This window comes from Microbacterium sp. NPDC057741 (genome assembly GCF_042798735.1).
Lineage (GTDB): Bacteria > Actinomycetota > Actinomycetes > Actinomycetales > Microbacteriaceae > Microbacterium.
The window spans coordinates 283,663-298,490 of the sequence record NZ_JBHVJW010000003.1 but is presented as its reverse complement, the minus strand read 5'-3'; the positions used below and the strand labels follow the sequence as shown (position 1 = coordinate 298,490).

The window sequence follows — 14,828 nt, the reverse complement described above, 5'->3', positions numbered from 1 at the left end:
TGAACCCTATGCACGCTCTGTAAGGTACGGCGCCTCGAACTGGGCCAGCACGTCCGCCACACCTGCCCGGAAACGCGGGCAGGTGGCGACGTCGTGAGAGCGGCATCTCATCGCGTGCTCGGTCATCTCGCGCGAGCGCCGCATCTCATCCATCCGGCGGTCGAGATCGTCGAGGTGCGCCTGGAGCACCTGATGCCGCCCTGCGCTTCCGTCATCGAGCAGCACTCCGATCTGCTCGAAGCATCGATCGGACGAAGGTCATATGGAAACACACGCCCTGATGTGTGGCCACCCCTAAGTCCCGGCGACTCGCGTGTTGTCGGCTAGTGCCGATTCGCGAGGACCCCCTCGGGAATGCTTTACCCTGGCCCTGAGCGCCGAGTCATCACCAGGCGAGGATTCAAGGAAGGCGGACCCGCATGAACGGCTCACGATCAATCCAAACCCACTATAAGGGCTACCGTTTTCGGTCACGACTGGAAGCACGTTGGGCAGTGTTCTTCGATGTACTCAAGCTTCGTTGGGACTATGAACCTGAGGGGTACGTCATTCACGGTACGCCCTACTTGCCCGATTTCAAACTGCTCCATCCAAACGATGAGAGCACTTTCGTCGAGGTCAAAGGCGACGACGTGGATATGTTCGAAGGCGAACACGTTCGCCTGGCCCGCGGACTCGCCGATCAGACGGGCAGTCCGGTAATCCTGCTCTCCGGAATCCCCGCTCTCAGGCTCTTCAACTGTGTCGCCCCCGGACTGGACGAAGGATCCTTCCGGGCTGTGTTCTTCGACGACTACACGCCCAAGCGTTATCAGATCGCAGACGAGTACTGGTTCCAACAGACGGAACTCTGCGAAGACACGGGAGCCCAGCACTTCGGCGTCCACATGAGAACAGAGCGCGCCGCGAGAAAGTCATTCGGTCTAGGCGTGCTCAACGCCATTGCATCTGCGCGTGCCGCGCAATTCGAACACGGCGAGTCGCCGACGGAGGTAAACCTCCCGAAACGGGATTGAGCCGATATCGCGCCAAGTGGATGACGCCGTCTTTGGATCACCGTCGTCAACTCTCTGCCTCTCGGCTGAGCTGAGCTCAGCCGAGAAGTCAGAGGCGTGCGCGTCCTCCCCCCGAGAACGTCGTCAAGTATGGTCACCGCCGTCGGTGTCCCGAACGGCGCGCCAGCGTAGTGACGCATCGTCGTTCGGCAGTCTGCGTGCTCAGGACGCCGAGCATTGAGCTCACTCGCGGAGCCGATAGCTCGCGATCAGATCCGGTCGCTGCGAGAGCAGCGTCTCGAGTCTACTTTCTGCCCAGAGTTCGATGAACGGCAGCTTCCCTGCATCGTTGTGCCGCTCCACGATGGTGACAGCATCAGCTGTAAACCTTCCGCTCGTAGCGATGATCAGGACCCGTATCACGGGCGGCTCCCATATAGGAAGTGTTGCCAGCGAAGTCAAGATGTCGGTTGGTGCCACCGAGCGTGCTGTCCAATGCTTCGCCTGAACGATCACGCGCTCCGTTCGAGTCGTTCCGCCCTCGTCCCTCAAGACCCGTTCGGCCGCCAGATCCCGCCCCCGATCAGGGGCACGGGTCTTCATTAGCCAGTCAACGTTCTGGTAGCTAGAGAATCCACCGAAGAGATCGAAAAGAAGCCGCTCAAAGCCATCGTCATCCAGAAGACTCCATTCGATCCCAACGCTCGCGCCGCCAGCGGGCTTCGCGGATGCGGCAACGCCAAGATCAATGTTCGGCACTGGCAGCGGGTCAGATTCCGAAAGGCTTGCCGCTTCGATGTCCGATCGAACAGATGGCCAGTCCAGCTCGGCGACGTCTCGCCAATCGTGCGGCTGGCTGAAGCGAAGGTGTCGATGTAGGTCGCTCCACCTGCCCTTCCGATCGATCGTGTCACCGAGAAGTCGCTCTACCTCTGCGATTGATGCTTCGACTACGCGCGTTCCGGCATTGTCGATGCGTTCTCCCGAATCCTCGCCAGTCGTCTCCACGATCTGGGCAAGAGTCGTGCTGACCGTTGAGATCAGAAAATCCAGTCGATCATGAATCGCCATGCGGCGCGCCCGCCCTAGCCTGAAGCGGTACTCGTCGATCTCGCGCCCCGGCTTCTCGAGCTCGTTCCGCAATCCGAATGCCGGTTCACTCAGTTCCCAGTACTGCATGAAGGTCTGCCCAGCTACATCAATGTCGGGAAGTTGCTCGGTCACGGTGTATCCATCGATAGGAGGCAGCCCCGCCACGAGCGTTCCCCACACGCGACGTAGGTCCTCGTACTCTCGAGTTGTCCCCCTTTGCGGCCCCGTAGGAATCATCGGCTCAGCGCGATCCCAGATCGCTTGAAGCTTGGCCAGATTCGCCGCAGCACGGTCCATCACGCGGAGCAAGTCTTCGAGGTTCACACCGCTAGTCTCCCAGTCGGCCATTCCAGCGCGGCCACTCGATCATGGGCTGGTCGCAACGTTGACGTCTAAGTCACGTACAACACTCCGAACTCATGCAGAAGCAAAGCGCTCTCCTCACGCTTCGTCCAGCCGATGGAGCGGGGCCACCTTCAAGGGCCCTTCCAACGTTCGCATCACGGCACTCAGATCGAGGTGCATCGTGACAGCGAGACGCGCGACGGTGAACAACCCAGGGTCGACCGTACGCCCATCCTCGATCGCTTGAATGCTCGAGGCCGAAATACCCGACCTCCGCGCCAGCTCAGAACGTGAAATTTTTAGCACATCCCTGCGATGATGTCGAAGGGCCTCGCTCATCAATCTTGAGCGTTCTTGCAGAGGAAACTGCGATCTGGGAGCGCGACCGGCCATACGCATGAAGCTATCAAATTTTTGACGAACCCGGAATATCGAGTGTGCTACGCTTGCGCCATGGCTGGCAGGCACCTTCGCGACATGATCGCCGCATACGGCGAGCGTGACGACTTGAAGTTCCGCCGCGCAGCCCAGGCGATCATCCAAGAGGAAGAGGCCAAGCGGCACACGGTACTTGCACGCGAGCTTCGCACCGTACTTGCCGCCAATGCTGGGGTTGGATCGCACGACGTTACCCCGATGCCGGAACCGCCCATCGATCGGGACAGCTCACTCCCACTCGCACGCGTGTCGCAGTCGGACCGCTATTTGTCGGATCTCGTCCTCGCCGAAAACGTGCGCGACAGCCTGGACCGGATCGTCAAGGAAGTTCGCCACTGGCCAGAACTGGATCGGGCGGGTCTCCCCAGGCGCAATCGGATCCTCCTTTCGGGGCCTCCAGGATGCGGCAAGACCTCTGCGGCTGCCGCAATCGCGCACGAACTCAATCGTCCACTCGTGACGGCACGGGTCGAAGGTCTCATCTCCAGCTACCTCGGCGAGACGGCCACGAATCTGTCGAACCTGTTCACCTTCGTGTCCACCGGCGCGTACGTCCTGTTCCTCGACGAGTTCGACAGCCTCGGCAAGATGCGCGAAGATGCCGCTGATCATGGGGAGCTCCGGCGAGTCGTCAACGCTGTACTGCAGCAGATCGATGCGTATTCCGGTCCGTCCTTGATCGTCGCGGCGACCAATCATTCGCAAATCCTCGATCCAGCGATGTGGCGCCGGTTCGATTCGATCGTCGAACTTGGCCTACCCACAGAACGTCAGGTGTCTGAGCTGCTCACCCGCCGTCTGCTCGGGAACGGCTGGGAGCATGCAGCACCGTACGTAGCGCGGCTTGCCGGTCTCCCCCATGCAGCGACGGAATTCTTTGCGGATTCCGCAAAGAGACACGCGCTCCTTGATGACAGATCTCAGATCGTTGCGGCTGACCTAGAGTTCGCGGCCAATGAGGTCACAAGCCGCCCTTGGGGCTAACCGACACATAGCCCGAATTCCGCTGGTTGGGTCAAGGCGATCGATATGGTTGGTCCGTGGCCGATCACCTCAAGCTCACGCATCTCGACGCGATGAACAGCAAGCGTGTCAACAGCAACTATGATCCCGACGCACCCCGCCCGAATCGCGGACTAAGGGCCACTACCCTTCGCGGGATCCTTGAAGGTCTAGAATCCTCCAGGGTCTTCCCCGCGCTGGATGCGAACGGGGATCTTGTAGACGCAGAAGAGTCCGAGTCGAGCGTCGGTGAGATCGTGTTGAAGTTCACCGGAACGCAGCCGTTCGACAATACCGCGTTCAAAGGTCTTGGACTGGTTCCGCTTGCGGTCACAGACGACAAGCGCTATTTCGCGTTGACGGATCAAGATGCGAGGTCCGCCCTCGTCAAGCTCATCGGCCGGTATTCGAAGCCCGACGATTCACTCGATGACATTACGAAGACGCTGAAGGACGAGCTAGCGAAGGTTGACGGGATCGACCTCTACGGCAGAGATGATCGACTTGCCCCTGGCCTGCGTTTCCCCGAGGGCGATGAGCTTGTGGAGATAGACATCTCCGTGTGGCCTACCTCCTTGGAACGGAGTTCCGACGTATCGCGGGGCACAGCGCGCGTCGCCAGGATTGTCGATCTACTCGACATGCATTCAGAGCGAAACCCGCTCGTTCGCACGCTCGCGCACGACAGTAGGGACCCGGACAGGCTTAAAGTCCACGCAGTCGTCGACTCTATTGCGATCGAGGATCTCGCTGAGCACCAGCTCGTCGAAAAGCTTCGTGGCCCTCTCGCAGTTCGGGTCACGCAAGAGACACTACAAAAGCTTGTGATGCCATCGGATGTGCTTTTGCCCGAAGGCGAGGCAATTGGCATTATTGACGATCTGGTCGTTGATGCGAACCCGTGGCTTCACAACGTCATCATCGAGCAGCGGTCTTTTCCAGACGATGTGACGTTGGGTGATCACACGCGCCACGGCACCGAAGTCGCCAGCGTTGCGGCCTGGGGCGATGTCCGTGACCTGCTCGACTCGGAGTTCGATGGTCAGCCCTTCCCGCTGTATGTCGCACGAGTTGCTCAGGCGAATGAGCGTCTCGAGACCCAAGTGCACGGTGATCCTTCCGCACAGTTCGCGGCAGCGCTGGACTGGCTGGCCGAGCACCAGGTACGCATCGTCGTGCTCGCCTTGGGCGAGTCGTATGCCGACTCCGGCCCGCTCACCTCAGACCTCTCAGCGCTCATTGATGCAAAGGCTCGAGAATACGGAATGGTGATCGTTACGAGCGCCGGCAACATCGAGCACACTCATGTAAGTGACCTGAGGAGGTACCCCGACTTCCTCGTCGACGACACCTCACGGGTTGCAGCTCCCGGCACAGCAGCGTTGTCGGTCACAACCACGGCAATCGCCGAAGACGATGCCGTGGATCGAGCACGCAATCCTCATGCGATAGCAGTCGCGAAGGCAGGCTCACACGCTCCGTACGCCCGTTCCGGCCCCGTTCGAGGATCCAGGGCCGCAGGTCGCCAGAAGCCGGAGTTCGCGGCGAACGGCGGGAACTGGGCAATCGACACAGCAACAGAGAATCTCGTCACTGACGCGGCCGAACTTGCCGTGACGACGTTGATCCCTCCAGTGAACGGGCGACTATTCGGGTCCGCGACCGGGACGAGCCTCGCAGCCCCACGGGTTGCCCATGAGCTCGCGAAGATCGCCTCCCGCTACCCCGACGCAAGCGCCAACCTCCTCCGCGCCCTCCTTGCCCTCAGCGGCGCGCGCAAACATCGAAAGAACGACCCGAAGCCCTCTTTCCTCTCATCAACCTACGGTGTGCCATCAGGCGCTGACGTGCTCGAAAGCTCCGGGACACGAGTTATCTTCACGTTCGAGGGAACAATGGCGACCAACAGCCACGCTGTTCTCGAAATCCCGATTCCAGAACTGTTCGCTCGCGGCCACTCTGCCCGGGAGATTTCCATTGCACTCGCATTCGATCCGCCCGTCCGCCGGAGCCGCAAGGACTATATCGCGGGGAACATGGAGTTCACCTTCGTCCAACGAGAGGATCTGCCCGCAATCCAGGCCGCATTCGCCAAGCAACCCACAAGGAAAGAGCGCGACGAGGATCCGAGCCAGGTCTTCTTTGATCCGATTGGTGGACGTGCCTTGGTGCCACCCAAGACAACCTTTCTGAGCGACACGCTGATGCGACGTAGCTTCTACAGCGCTAACGGTGGGTGGGATCCGAACGACGACGACTACTTCGTGGTGATTACACACGAGCACAGTCGCTGGACGAGACCTCAGAAGAACCAGTATAAAGAACAGGCGTTCGCGGTTGCTGTCGAGATTCGGGATCATGACCGTCTCGACATCGACCTGTACGCCGAAGCTCAGGCACGCCTGCGCGACCGCGCCCGAACCCGTGGAAGTTCCGACCGATGACCAAGAAGCATCGAGATCTAGGCTGGGCAGACGGTGAAGCAACCGCGGATTCGTGCGATCAGGACATTCTTGACAGCAATGCGTTCGCGATCATCGGAAAACTCACAAAAACAGCGCGGATAGCAGGTCATTGTCCTTACTGCCGAGGCAAGGTCCTGATCGAGAAGCCCCTTCGCCTTCTCCCCGCAAGCCCTGATGCGCCTACTGGGCAGGGTATTTCCCGCAGATCGATAGACGTGACCGTGAGGTGCAGCTGCACTGAGCGTCATGACGGACGCCCGGCCGGCGAGGTCGGCTGCGGGCGCTCTTGGGTTGCCACTGGAGTAAAATGACCAAGTGGAAAGCAGGCGGAGGTAGGCCAGCGACCCAAGTCGAGATCAATGAAGCAGAAGACCTTGCTGTCATTGCACGTAAGCAACTCCCGATCATTAGGCAAGCCGCAACGAACTGGCGCAATGGCGTGGGTCTTGGCAGTTTTCTCGCGCTCGTCGTCCCCGTAGCTATCGGGCCAGAGACAATCCAGGTCCTCAGCGCCCAAGAGAAGTTCAATGTGGCCTGGCTCCTGGGCATCGGCGCGCTCCTCACAGTTGTCTCTCTCGCCCTCGCGATGTTCGCTTCCTTCGGCTGGCCGACCGCGGCGAAGATCGGGACAACAGGCGGCTTGAGATCCTGGGAATCATCGGCAGCACGTTCCGCTTCGTGGTGCCTGAGCGTTTCGATGCTCCTCGCCGTCGCAGCGCTCTTCGCGCTCGGCTCGGGTCTTGCAGTGGTGGTCTTCGGCGTGCCTTGGCCATGGGATTTCCCCGGCTGGCAGTAGTCGCAATCGTCTCCATCCCGCACGCATCAAACTCGACCGAGGAGACAACCTCGCCTTTGCCGCAGAGACAGACTTGGTGTCGCCAAAGCCGTCCGCCCCGTGCATCGGCGGAGACTCGACGCATGAATCGGAGTCGATGAGGAGGAGATGACCGACCACGTGAGCGGGATCGCGACAAGCGCTGGAAGCCAATGGCTTCGCCTGGAGATCCTCAACTTGGATTAGACCGAGCGACTCCAGTATTCGGTCCACCGCAACACCTCCGTGGCAACATGTACCGCACTTGCAGAAGTCCGTGACGGTGACGGCTAACCGCTAACGCCTTCCTGCGTCCTTGCTCCATCTTGAGCAACCTTCCTCCTCACCGCATTCATTCGAACGTCATCGTTCGCCGGCTAATACCCGTGAATGTAGAAGGTCGGTAATCACGGGAACGAATCGGGGAACCTGCAAGCGGGAGAAGACATTGGGGAACCTCAAACTCATTCCGGCGAGACCAGCAGGATATCCGTCCCCAATTGACCGCTGTTCTCCGCCCCGTAGCGCCCGTTCAATGCCTTATCCGTCACTCGCCTCCTCTCCGTGTCATGTCGGCTCAGTTTCCCCAAACGAAAGTGTTCCACTCCGGGAGGTCCATCGCGGCGATGACGATCAACCCGGCGATGAAAACTACGACGAACAGCACCGTGAGGATGATCGCAGCGTTCGCCTGGCTTCTCCCCCGTTGGGGTGCGCGTGCCGGCGGCCTCTCAGCGCGCCGAATCTGTTGTTTCGCAATGATTGCAAGCAACAGGCCAAAGGGAACAAGCGGGCTGATCCATGGCGCTATCGCGGCCAGACGATTCAGCTCGGGACGATTCGACTGCTCGATGCCCTCATGGCGCTTCCGGAAGCGCCTCGTCAGCGTCCAGCCGACCAGGATACCGAGAAGCCGAGGTCGCTCATCACGATCGGATGCGAGCGCCCACGCTGCGAGGAAAGCCGGCACGGCGAGGTACACCACAGCCCACAGCAGCGTCTCGGCGACCGGCGCCAACGTGCGAGCGTCCGAACTGCGATTCAGCATGGCGCTGGCGATCATCGACCACCCGAGCACACCGAACACCGCTGTCGCGCAAATGATGAACGCGACGCCTGTCCAGTCCCGAGTCACGACGCCGAGATACAGCCGAACAGAGACCGCATACACCACCACAGCAGTGACGACCGCGAGCACTACCAGTAGCGCGCGCTGCCATGGCGTTGCGTTGTCGATTGCAATTGATGACGCGAGGCCGAGCGCGGTCGGTACCGCGAACAGGACAACCGCCTGTAAGGCAATCGACTTGCGCGGAAGATCCGTTCCTACGCGGCCAACCGTTCGCATGCCCGCCAGCAGAAGCGCAGCGTATCGAGCTCGCGACACTCGGCTGATCTCCACCGGCGCAAAGTCCGGGTCGGCGGCCACGCCCGCATCTGCCGCGATCAGCGCCACCAAAGTAGCGCAGATCGTCGGGCCGAAAAGTCGCAGCAGATCGAAGACATCTAGTGCCGCCACGACTGCCGGAACAGCGGTGTAGGCGGCCAAGGCGAAGGATGCCACAACGATGATCCGCGCGAACTCACACAGGAAACGTCGCCGAGCAATAGCTGTCGCTGGCACTGACTCCGCTGTCGACGGAGTGCGTACCGCGAGTTGGAGCCCGATTGCGACCGCTGCCAGCAAGCTGAATCCCGCCAGCATCATCGTGGCCGGCAACGGTGCGAGGAAGAACGATCCTCCCGCCGGATCGCCATTCAAAGACCGCGCCTCTGCGCTGAGCTGCGACAACCATGCGACGAGGTAGATCATCGCGATCCCGGTGACAGCAATCCACACGCTGCGCATGATGGCCTTGCGAATCCGCGACACGTATGCGGAGTACTCCGTTTCCACTTCTCCAGCGCTTACGCGCTCGCTCGCAGAATCTGAACCCACGCCCTGCACAATTCTTGACGCCTTCTTCGCCGTCCACCAGTTCCACATGATCCCCCCGGACCTTTCGATAATTGCAGATCTGCGCTCGTGTCTATGAGGCGTCAACTGGGGAGCACAGTCTCTCCGGAAAGAAGAAGGCGCCAGATCTCCGAGAGCGATGACGCGCACATGCTGGGTCATGCCAGTACAAAGATAGCCGTCGCGGAACGACCCCCACGAGGCCGATGAGCACCATCGCGTGAGTTCGAGCGGAGCGCCGCAGCGTGATGCGATTGTCGGCGCCCACCATGCTCTCTTTTGGGCTGAGAAGTGGCCGGGGGCGTACGGACGTATGGCCTGCGTGAGCACCCGGTTCCATTGGGCATTCAACTCACGAGTGCCTACACAGAGGTCGGGCGAGGTGCCGCGTCTCTCTTCGTCGAGATCGTGCAATCCAGACGACTGAGCTAAGTCCGCCGCCCGTCACCCGCTCGGCAGACCACAAGCCCGTGACGTCGGATCCCGCGAGTACGGTCGTCCGCATGACGATTGAAGCGATTACCCCGGTGGTTTTCGGGGCACTGCTCGGTGGGACGATTGCGTTCTTCGGCGGATACGTCCAGCGACGTCTCGTCGATCGTCGCGCTATCCGTTCGATGATTTACACGACCTTTCTCCGCGACGCGCTGAGCGAATTGGAACGGTACGTGAGGCGACCCTATGAGTCAGGCGCTCTCGAGTATCTCCGCACGAAGCGACTGTCCGCAACGTTGAAAGCGGTCTACCGTCAAGCTCTTGTCGCGTCGCGTAGCGATGAGTTTCAGGCTCGTTCCCTGTGGCACGTCGCTCTCGATCTCGATGACGCGCGTCGACGATCGGCGAGGGACGAGATGCCCTTGCGCGTCCGTGAGGGCGGATGGGGAAAGCTGATGTTCGACACGGTAGCTCAGGCGGAGCGTGTGCTCCTCGACTACGAACGATGGCTGCACCGGCGCCTCCTGATGGGTCCGCACCGTCGACAACCTCGAAACTACGATCGCATCGAGATCGACCGCGACGTCGACGAACCAGATGTCTCACGATTCGATCCACCGGCAGTGTTGACAACGACGGCTTTGGAACATCTGTTGGGGCACCGACCAGTCTCGTGGCGTCTGCGCATCGGTAGTCCAGGTCCCCGTCGAGTACTCGACGTATGGGTGAGCCCGGAACTGGCCGGGTCAACCGCACAGCGAATGTTCGAGACGACGCAACACTGGCTGGCCCCTCTAGGCACATGCCCCGACGACGTTCGCCCGCATCTAATTGTCGTGTCCGCCACCCTGCAATTGGACACGTGTCGCGTGGAGAAGCAAAGAACGTCGATACTCGACAACAACCTCGACCCACGGCTGCGACATCACGTCCCGGTCGTGGTTCAAGCAGAGCTCGACGTCTCACTCTGAGGCGGCTCGGCCCGCCCCATCAGGCTGCAGTTCACAGGCGTCACGCCCGGTGAGGCTGCTGCTCACAGGCGAGACAGACTCGGCGCCGATGACGCAGATGAGCAATCGCCGAAGACCTGCCTATTGGGCCTAGACCGTGCTTCCCTCTAGCAGCGTCGAGCCGTCGGTTCGCTCGCGGGGCGCCTCCTCCTAGTGAGAGCCTCTTCATCAATTGGTTCTACGTGGTCTTGGGGGTCGAAATACTCCCTTAGGTTGCGCGTTGATGATCGCGGAGAAGACCTTGTTCCATGCACAGAGCTTGGTATCGAGCACTCGAACGGATCAAGCTCGAGTGATCACCGATGTCAGTAACCATGCCCTCGTCGACGACGATGACCTGATCCGCGTCCATGATCGACGCGATGCGATGAGCGACTACCATCAGTGTCTTCGTCGCAAGACGAGTGCGAAGTATGCCGTGAAGGTTGGCCTCATTGATCGCATCCAGGTTGGAAGTGGCCTCGTCCAGGAGAACAAGGGACGCATCTGAAACGAGGACTCTCGCAAACGCGAGCCGTTGCTGCTCCCCGCCGCTTAGCATCAGGCCTTCCTCACCGACCTCGACATCGAGTGGAGAGGCTGCGCCTGATAGCGCTCCGGTCAGCCGCACGAGATCTAGCGCAGTCAGGCATTCTGCATCAGTGACCTGCGGGTTGGCGATGCGAAGATTGTCGCGAACGCTGCCGTGAAAGATCGGCGCGCTCTGTTCCACGTACGCAATGTGGCGGCGGAGTTCGTCCGCATTACGGTCCAACCGCGCTGAGCCAAGCACCGTAATCGTGCCTGCCTCAACTTCGTAGAAGCCCTCGATGAGGTCAAGAATCGTGGACTTGCCAGCCCCCGATGGCCCGACGACCCCCGTGAAACTACCGCGCGGCACAGAGAACGACACGTCATGCAAACCTGTCGAGCTACGAGCCTCCCCTCCAAGTCCGTCCTCAACGAGATGGCTGAAGGAGACCCTGCGGAACTCTACAGCGGGGTCCGATGCCGGATCGAGTGCAGTTCGCTTGGCTCCGGGGTCTGGGGCGGACGCTCCGTCATGTAGCGGACTACCGGGAAGGATCGTGTGGGCGTTCTTCCCCAAGAGCTGGCCGATCCTGTCGAGGATTCCTACGGACTTGCTGAGGTTCGCGATCGACGTCATCAACTGACCAACTGGTGAGAACGTCATCATGAGAAGCATCAAGAAGGCCACAAGCGCCGAGATCGTCATGCTGTTGGTCGCCACTCCAATGCCCCCGATCGCTAGCACGACGAGCAGCGCCACCTGTATCACGAGCCCGCTCAGCGGAGTTACGATGGCTTGCACGCGAGCCATCGCATACCCAGCCTGCCGGACATCGTTCGACCGATCTCCGATGCGGGTGAGCTCACGTTTTGTGGCGCCGGCGGCACGAATCGTCCGGAGCCCTCCGAGGACTCGGAGGAAATCGGATGTCAGCCCTCCGATCGCGGCCTGATAGCGAAGACTCGCAGATCGAATGGTGCGAGAAAGGAGCGCAATAGCGGCGAGGCTGCACAGTATGGCGATCAGCGAGACCCCGAAGAGTCTCCAATCGACGACCGCCATGCAGACCACGACGCCGATAAGCATCAGGGAGTCGCCGACCGCTCGAAGCGGACCATCGACCACCATGTTTCGGAGCTGAGTGAGGTCGGTACCAACGAGCGAGACAAGATCACCTCTGCGTCGCCTGTCCAAGACCGCGAAGGGGAGATTCAGCGTCGCCATGGAAATCTGATCGCGTATCTGGCACACGATGTCCTCGCCGGCGCGCTGAAGGACATACGACTCCGCCGCCCCGAGAACCGTTGTGAGCAGCAACGCCGCCACAAGCAGAAACGGGAGTAGCTCCAATGAATGTTCCGCTTGGATCTTGGAAACGATGCCCTGTGCGAGGAATGGCTGAGTCAGGGCGACCGCTGTTTTCGCAATGCTCAGCGAAAGCACGACAACGACCAGCCCGCGTTTGCGGAAGAGTAGTCGAAAGGCGTCGGCCCACATCAGGCGGCTACCCTTCTCGATTCATCGTGATGAGCGACTTCCCCCGTGCAGACACTGCAGTAGGTATCGCCGTTGACGCGAACACCACGACCATCGAGATGCCGGCGACCAGGGCAAGCTGCGCCCATCCGATCTGGAGCGGGATCTGCACCCCTTGTCGCTGAGCGGCGAGTGCGGTCGCAAGCCCGACTATGAGCGACACCGTCACACCTGTTCCGATCGCCACGACGACATAGATCAGCGCTTCCCAGAAGCTGACCGCCAGAAGCTGAGCCCGTGACGTGCCGATCAAACGGGCCGACACGACATCCTTGTGGCGATCCACATCGGACATGAAAATCGCAACGGAGGATCCTGCCACAGCCACGATGAGCGGCGGACCGACCACCGACAGTATCGAAAGATTGTTGATACCGCCGCTCTCGATCTTTGTCGCATGGGTCAGCGCGGCATCGTAGCTGAGCAGTCCTCCAAAGAGAGTCCCAACGATTGCGGCCGCGACAAACACGGACAGGACGGCCGACGTATCGGTCGTGGTCCGCGAGATCGCTGAGCGGCGAGCGAGCAGCCACACCGCGCTCTCACGGATGGGTACCGCCGCAGTTATCAATCGAATGAGCTGCGGGAACACTGTTGAGGCGGTGACCGCGAAGGCGATGATGAGAGGGAAGCCGACGAACATTCCGAGGATCGGGAGGATGGACAGGCTCTGCACGCTCATCATTCCGTTCACGATCAGTGACACCACGATGGCTCCTGCCCCCAGCAGAAGCCAACGTATGAGCGTGCCTCGCGATGGAGACGGCTCGTCAAGGTCACGCAGACGTGCCACCAAGGAGCCTTGGGTTGACCGGACTACGGCCGACGCAGCCCCAATGATCGCGGCGCAGGTCACGAGCACAACGGCGAGGACTGCGCTTCCCAGCTGTGCAACGACAACAGGTTCGCCGCTCGCACCCGATTGAAGCCAGACGACTCGTACATACGGGGGGCACAGTGCGACGCCGACCACGGAGCCGATCGCAGCGAAGAGCACAGTGACGATGATGATCTGCGCCAGGAGCAGAATCCTCAGCGGCGAAACTGCCAGCCCGATGATCCGCCACAGTGCCAAGTTCTTCTGGAGAGCCTTGGCAGAAAGACCGGCAATGGAGCGAACCACGAGCGCGACCGCGATCATCGACATGACCAGCGGCAGCCCGACGAATGATGTAAGCGACTCCGCACCAGGTGTGGCGTTCAATGAGTCACCAAGGTAGAGCGACAAGGAGACGGCGGCTGCCGAGATCAGCGCCGCCACCGCGAGGCCGATCCACACCGAACGGTGGAAGAGGAGGTCTTTGAGTGCGGCCCGGAGCATCGTCACGCTTCCGAGTCGTTCGAATGATTTCCCGTCAGCTTCGTTCCCCCCGGGCGGCCCGACATGGCATCAGCGATGGCGCCACGATCAGGCTGCTCCAGCTCTTGAAGAACGACCCCGTCACGAAGGACTACTACTCGGTCGGCCGCACTTGCGCGGTCCGGATCGTGCGTGACGAGAACGCACCCGCCGCCCAGATCGGTTTGTCGGCGAAGGAGCGTCATTACCGTGTCGCCGGCGCCAGTGTCGAGCGCGCCCGTCGGTTCGTCAGCGAAGACAACCTCCGGTCCGCATGCCAGGACGCGCGCGATCGCAACGCGCTGCTGTTGACCGCCCGAGAGCTGAGTGGGCAGGTGATGGAGATGATCAGCAAGTCCAATGTCCGACAATACCTCCGCCGCGGTCGAAGCTGCCCCCCGCCTATGCCGCAGATTCAGCGGCACAGCCACGTTTTCCAAGGCAGTGAGGTATGGGAGCAGGTTGTACGACTGGAATATGAAACCCATCTTGTCTCGGCGGAGACGTGCGAGTTGCCCCGCCGATAGGGCACCGAGCTCTTGACCCTGGAACGACACCGAACCTCGAGTCGAAGTGAGGAGGCTCGCCAACGCGTAAAGCAGTGTCGATTTACCCGCCCCAGACGGGCCGACGATGGCCACCATCTCGCCTGCTGAGACGGAGAGAGACACCCCGCGCAGCACGGGGACGTCCTCACTTGCCCCCGGCAGCGGGAAGCTCACCTCTAGGCCTTTGCTGGTCACGACGTATTCAACCAAGTCTGGCTCCCTCCGTTGAACTGGGGTGGTTGCCGCCGGGTAACGCTCGTCCCGGCGGCAACCGATGGATATCAGTGGCAGTCCCAGGCGCTGATGGTGCTCTCCGCGGAGCAGCCGGCCCAGCTCCAGTT

General features: G+C 60.9%; 12 protein-coding genes. 5 read left to right on the top strand and 7 right to left on the bottom strand.

The window, feature by feature from the left end:
• Window positions 1-6 precede the first annotated feature (6 nt).
• Window positions 7-225, bottom strand: a complete 219-nt coding sequence (locus ACFVDO_RS12425) for a hypothetical protein (protein WP_378859322.1) — start codon at window positions 223-225, stop codon at window positions 7-9.
• 269 nt (window positions 226-494) lie between these two features.
• Here ACFVDO_RS12425 and ACFVDO_RS12420 point away from each other — a divergent pair, with 269 nt between their 5' ends.
• A complete protein-coding gene (locus tag ACFVDO_RS12420) occupies window positions 495-1,016 on the top strand; it encodes a hypothetical protein (protein WP_378859305.1) in 522 nt (173 codons plus the stop codon).
• A gap of 222 nt (window positions 1,017-1,238) precedes the next feature.
• Here ACFVDO_RS12420 and ACFVDO_RS12415 read toward each other — a convergent pair whose 3' ends face one another.
• Window positions 1,239-2,411, bottom strand: coding sequence for a restriction endonuclease (locus ACFVDO_RS12415; RefSeq protein WP_378859304.1), 1,173 nt, complete (start codon window positions 2,409-2,411; stop codon window positions 1,239-1,241).
• 117 nt (window positions 2,412-2,528) lie between these two features.
• A complete protein-coding gene (locus tag ACFVDO_RS12410; RefSeq protein ID WP_378859303.1) occupies window positions 2,529-2,771 on the bottom strand; it encodes a helix-turn-helix domain-containing protein in 243 nt (80 codons plus the stop codon).
• Window positions 2,772-2,909: 138 nt separating this feature from the next.
• Here ACFVDO_RS12410 and ACFVDO_RS12405 point away from each other — a divergent pair, with 138 nt between their 5' ends.
• The 3 genes from ACFVDO_RS12405 (at window position 2,910) to ACFVDO_RS12395 (ending at window position 7,133) form a co-directional block, all read left to right on the top strand.
• Window positions 2,910-3,854, top strand: a complete 945-nt coding sequence (locus ACFVDO_RS12405) for an AAA family ATPase (protein ID WP_378859302.1) — start codon at window positions 2,910-2,912, stop codon at window positions 3,852-3,854.
• A gap of 56 nt (window positions 3,855-3,910) precedes the next feature.
• Window positions 3,911-6,316, top strand: a complete 2,406-nt coding sequence (locus tag ACFVDO_RS12400) for a S8 family serine peptidase (RefSeq protein ID WP_378859301.1) — start codon at window positions 3,911-3,913, stop codon at window positions 6,314-6,316.
• Between the two features lie 328 nt (window positions 6,317-6,644).
• On the top strand, window positions 6,645-7,133 hold the full coding sequence (locus tag ACFVDO_RS12395) for a hypothetical protein (RefSeq protein WP_378859300.1): 489 nt from the start codon (window positions 6,645-6,647) through the stop codon (window positions 7,131-7,133).
• 595 nt (window positions 7,134-7,728) lie between these two features.
• On the opposite strand, the gene ACFVDO_RS12390 is transcribed toward ACFVDO_RS12395, so the two are convergent.
• Window positions 7,729-9,138, bottom strand: a complete 1,410-nt coding sequence (locus tag ACFVDO_RS12390; protein WP_378859299.1) for a hypothetical protein — start codon at window positions 9,136-9,138, stop codon at window positions 7,729-7,731.
• A 473-nt stretch (window positions 9,139-9,611) separates the two neighbouring features.
• Here ACFVDO_RS12390 and ACFVDO_RS12385 point away from each other — a divergent pair, with 473 nt between their 5' ends.
• On the top strand, window positions 9,612-10,514 hold the full coding sequence (locus tag ACFVDO_RS12385) for a hypothetical protein (RefSeq protein WP_378859298.1): 903 nt from the start codon (window positions 9,612-9,614) through the stop codon (window positions 10,512-10,514).
• Window positions 10,515-10,761: 247 nt separating this feature from the next.
• Here the strand turns inward: ACFVDO_RS12385 and ACFVDO_RS12380 are convergent, their stop codons facing one another.
• The 3 genes from ACFVDO_RS12380 to ACFVDO_RS12370 are packed head-to-tail and all read right to left on the bottom strand — an operon-like array spanning window position 10,762 to window position 14,697.
• Window positions 10,762-12,561, bottom strand: coding sequence for an ABC transporter ATP-binding protein (locus ACFVDO_RS12380; RefSeq protein WP_378859297.1), 1,800 nt, complete (start codon window positions 12,559-12,561; stop codon window positions 10,762-10,764).
• Between the two features lie 7 nt (window positions 12,562-12,568).
• Window positions 12,569-13,921, bottom strand: coding sequence for an FtsX-like permease family protein (locus ACFVDO_RS12375; RefSeq protein WP_378859320.1), 1,353 nt, complete (start codon window positions 13,919-13,921; stop codon window positions 12,569-12,571).
• A gap of 2 nt (window positions 13,922-13,923) precedes the next feature.
• Window positions 13,924-14,697, bottom strand: a complete 774-nt coding sequence (locus ACFVDO_RS12370) for an ABC transporter ATP-binding protein (RefSeq protein WP_378859296.1) — start codon at window positions 14,695-14,697, stop codon at window positions 13,924-13,926.
• Window positions 14,698-14,828: the final 131 nt, after the last annotated feature.

Bases quoted from the DNA above. Each gene is read 5' to 3' on its own strand.
- ACFVDO_RS12410 (WP_378859303.1), bottom strand. From the start codon at position 2,771: ATGAGCGAGGCCCTTCGACATCATCGCAGGGATGTGCTAAAAATTTCA.
- ACFVDO_RS12405 (WP_378859302.1), top strand. From the start codon at position 2,910: ATGATCGCCGCATACGGCGAGCGTGACGACTTGAAGTTCCGCCGCGCA.
- ACFVDO_RS12395 (WP_378859300.1), top strand. From the start codon at position 6,645: ATGACCAAGTGGAAAGCAGGCGGAGGTAGGCCAGCGACCCAAGTCGAG.
- ACFVDO_RS12390 (WP_378859299.1), bottom strand. From the start codon at position 9,138: ATGTGGAACTGGTGGACGGCGAAGAAGGCGTCAAGAATTGTGCAGGGC.
- ACFVDO_RS12385 (WP_378859298.1), top strand. From the start codon at position 9,612: ATGACGATTGAAGCGATTACCCCGGTGGTTTTCGGGGCACTGCTCGGT.
- ACFVDO_RS12380 (WP_378859297.1), bottom strand. From the start codon at position 12,561: ATGTGGGCCGACGCCTTTCGACTACTCTTCCGCAAACGCGGGCTGGTC.
- ACFVDO_RS12375 (WP_378859320.1), bottom strand. From the start codon at position 13,921: ATGCTCCGGGCCGCACTCAAAGACCTCCTCTTCCACCGTTCGGTGTGG.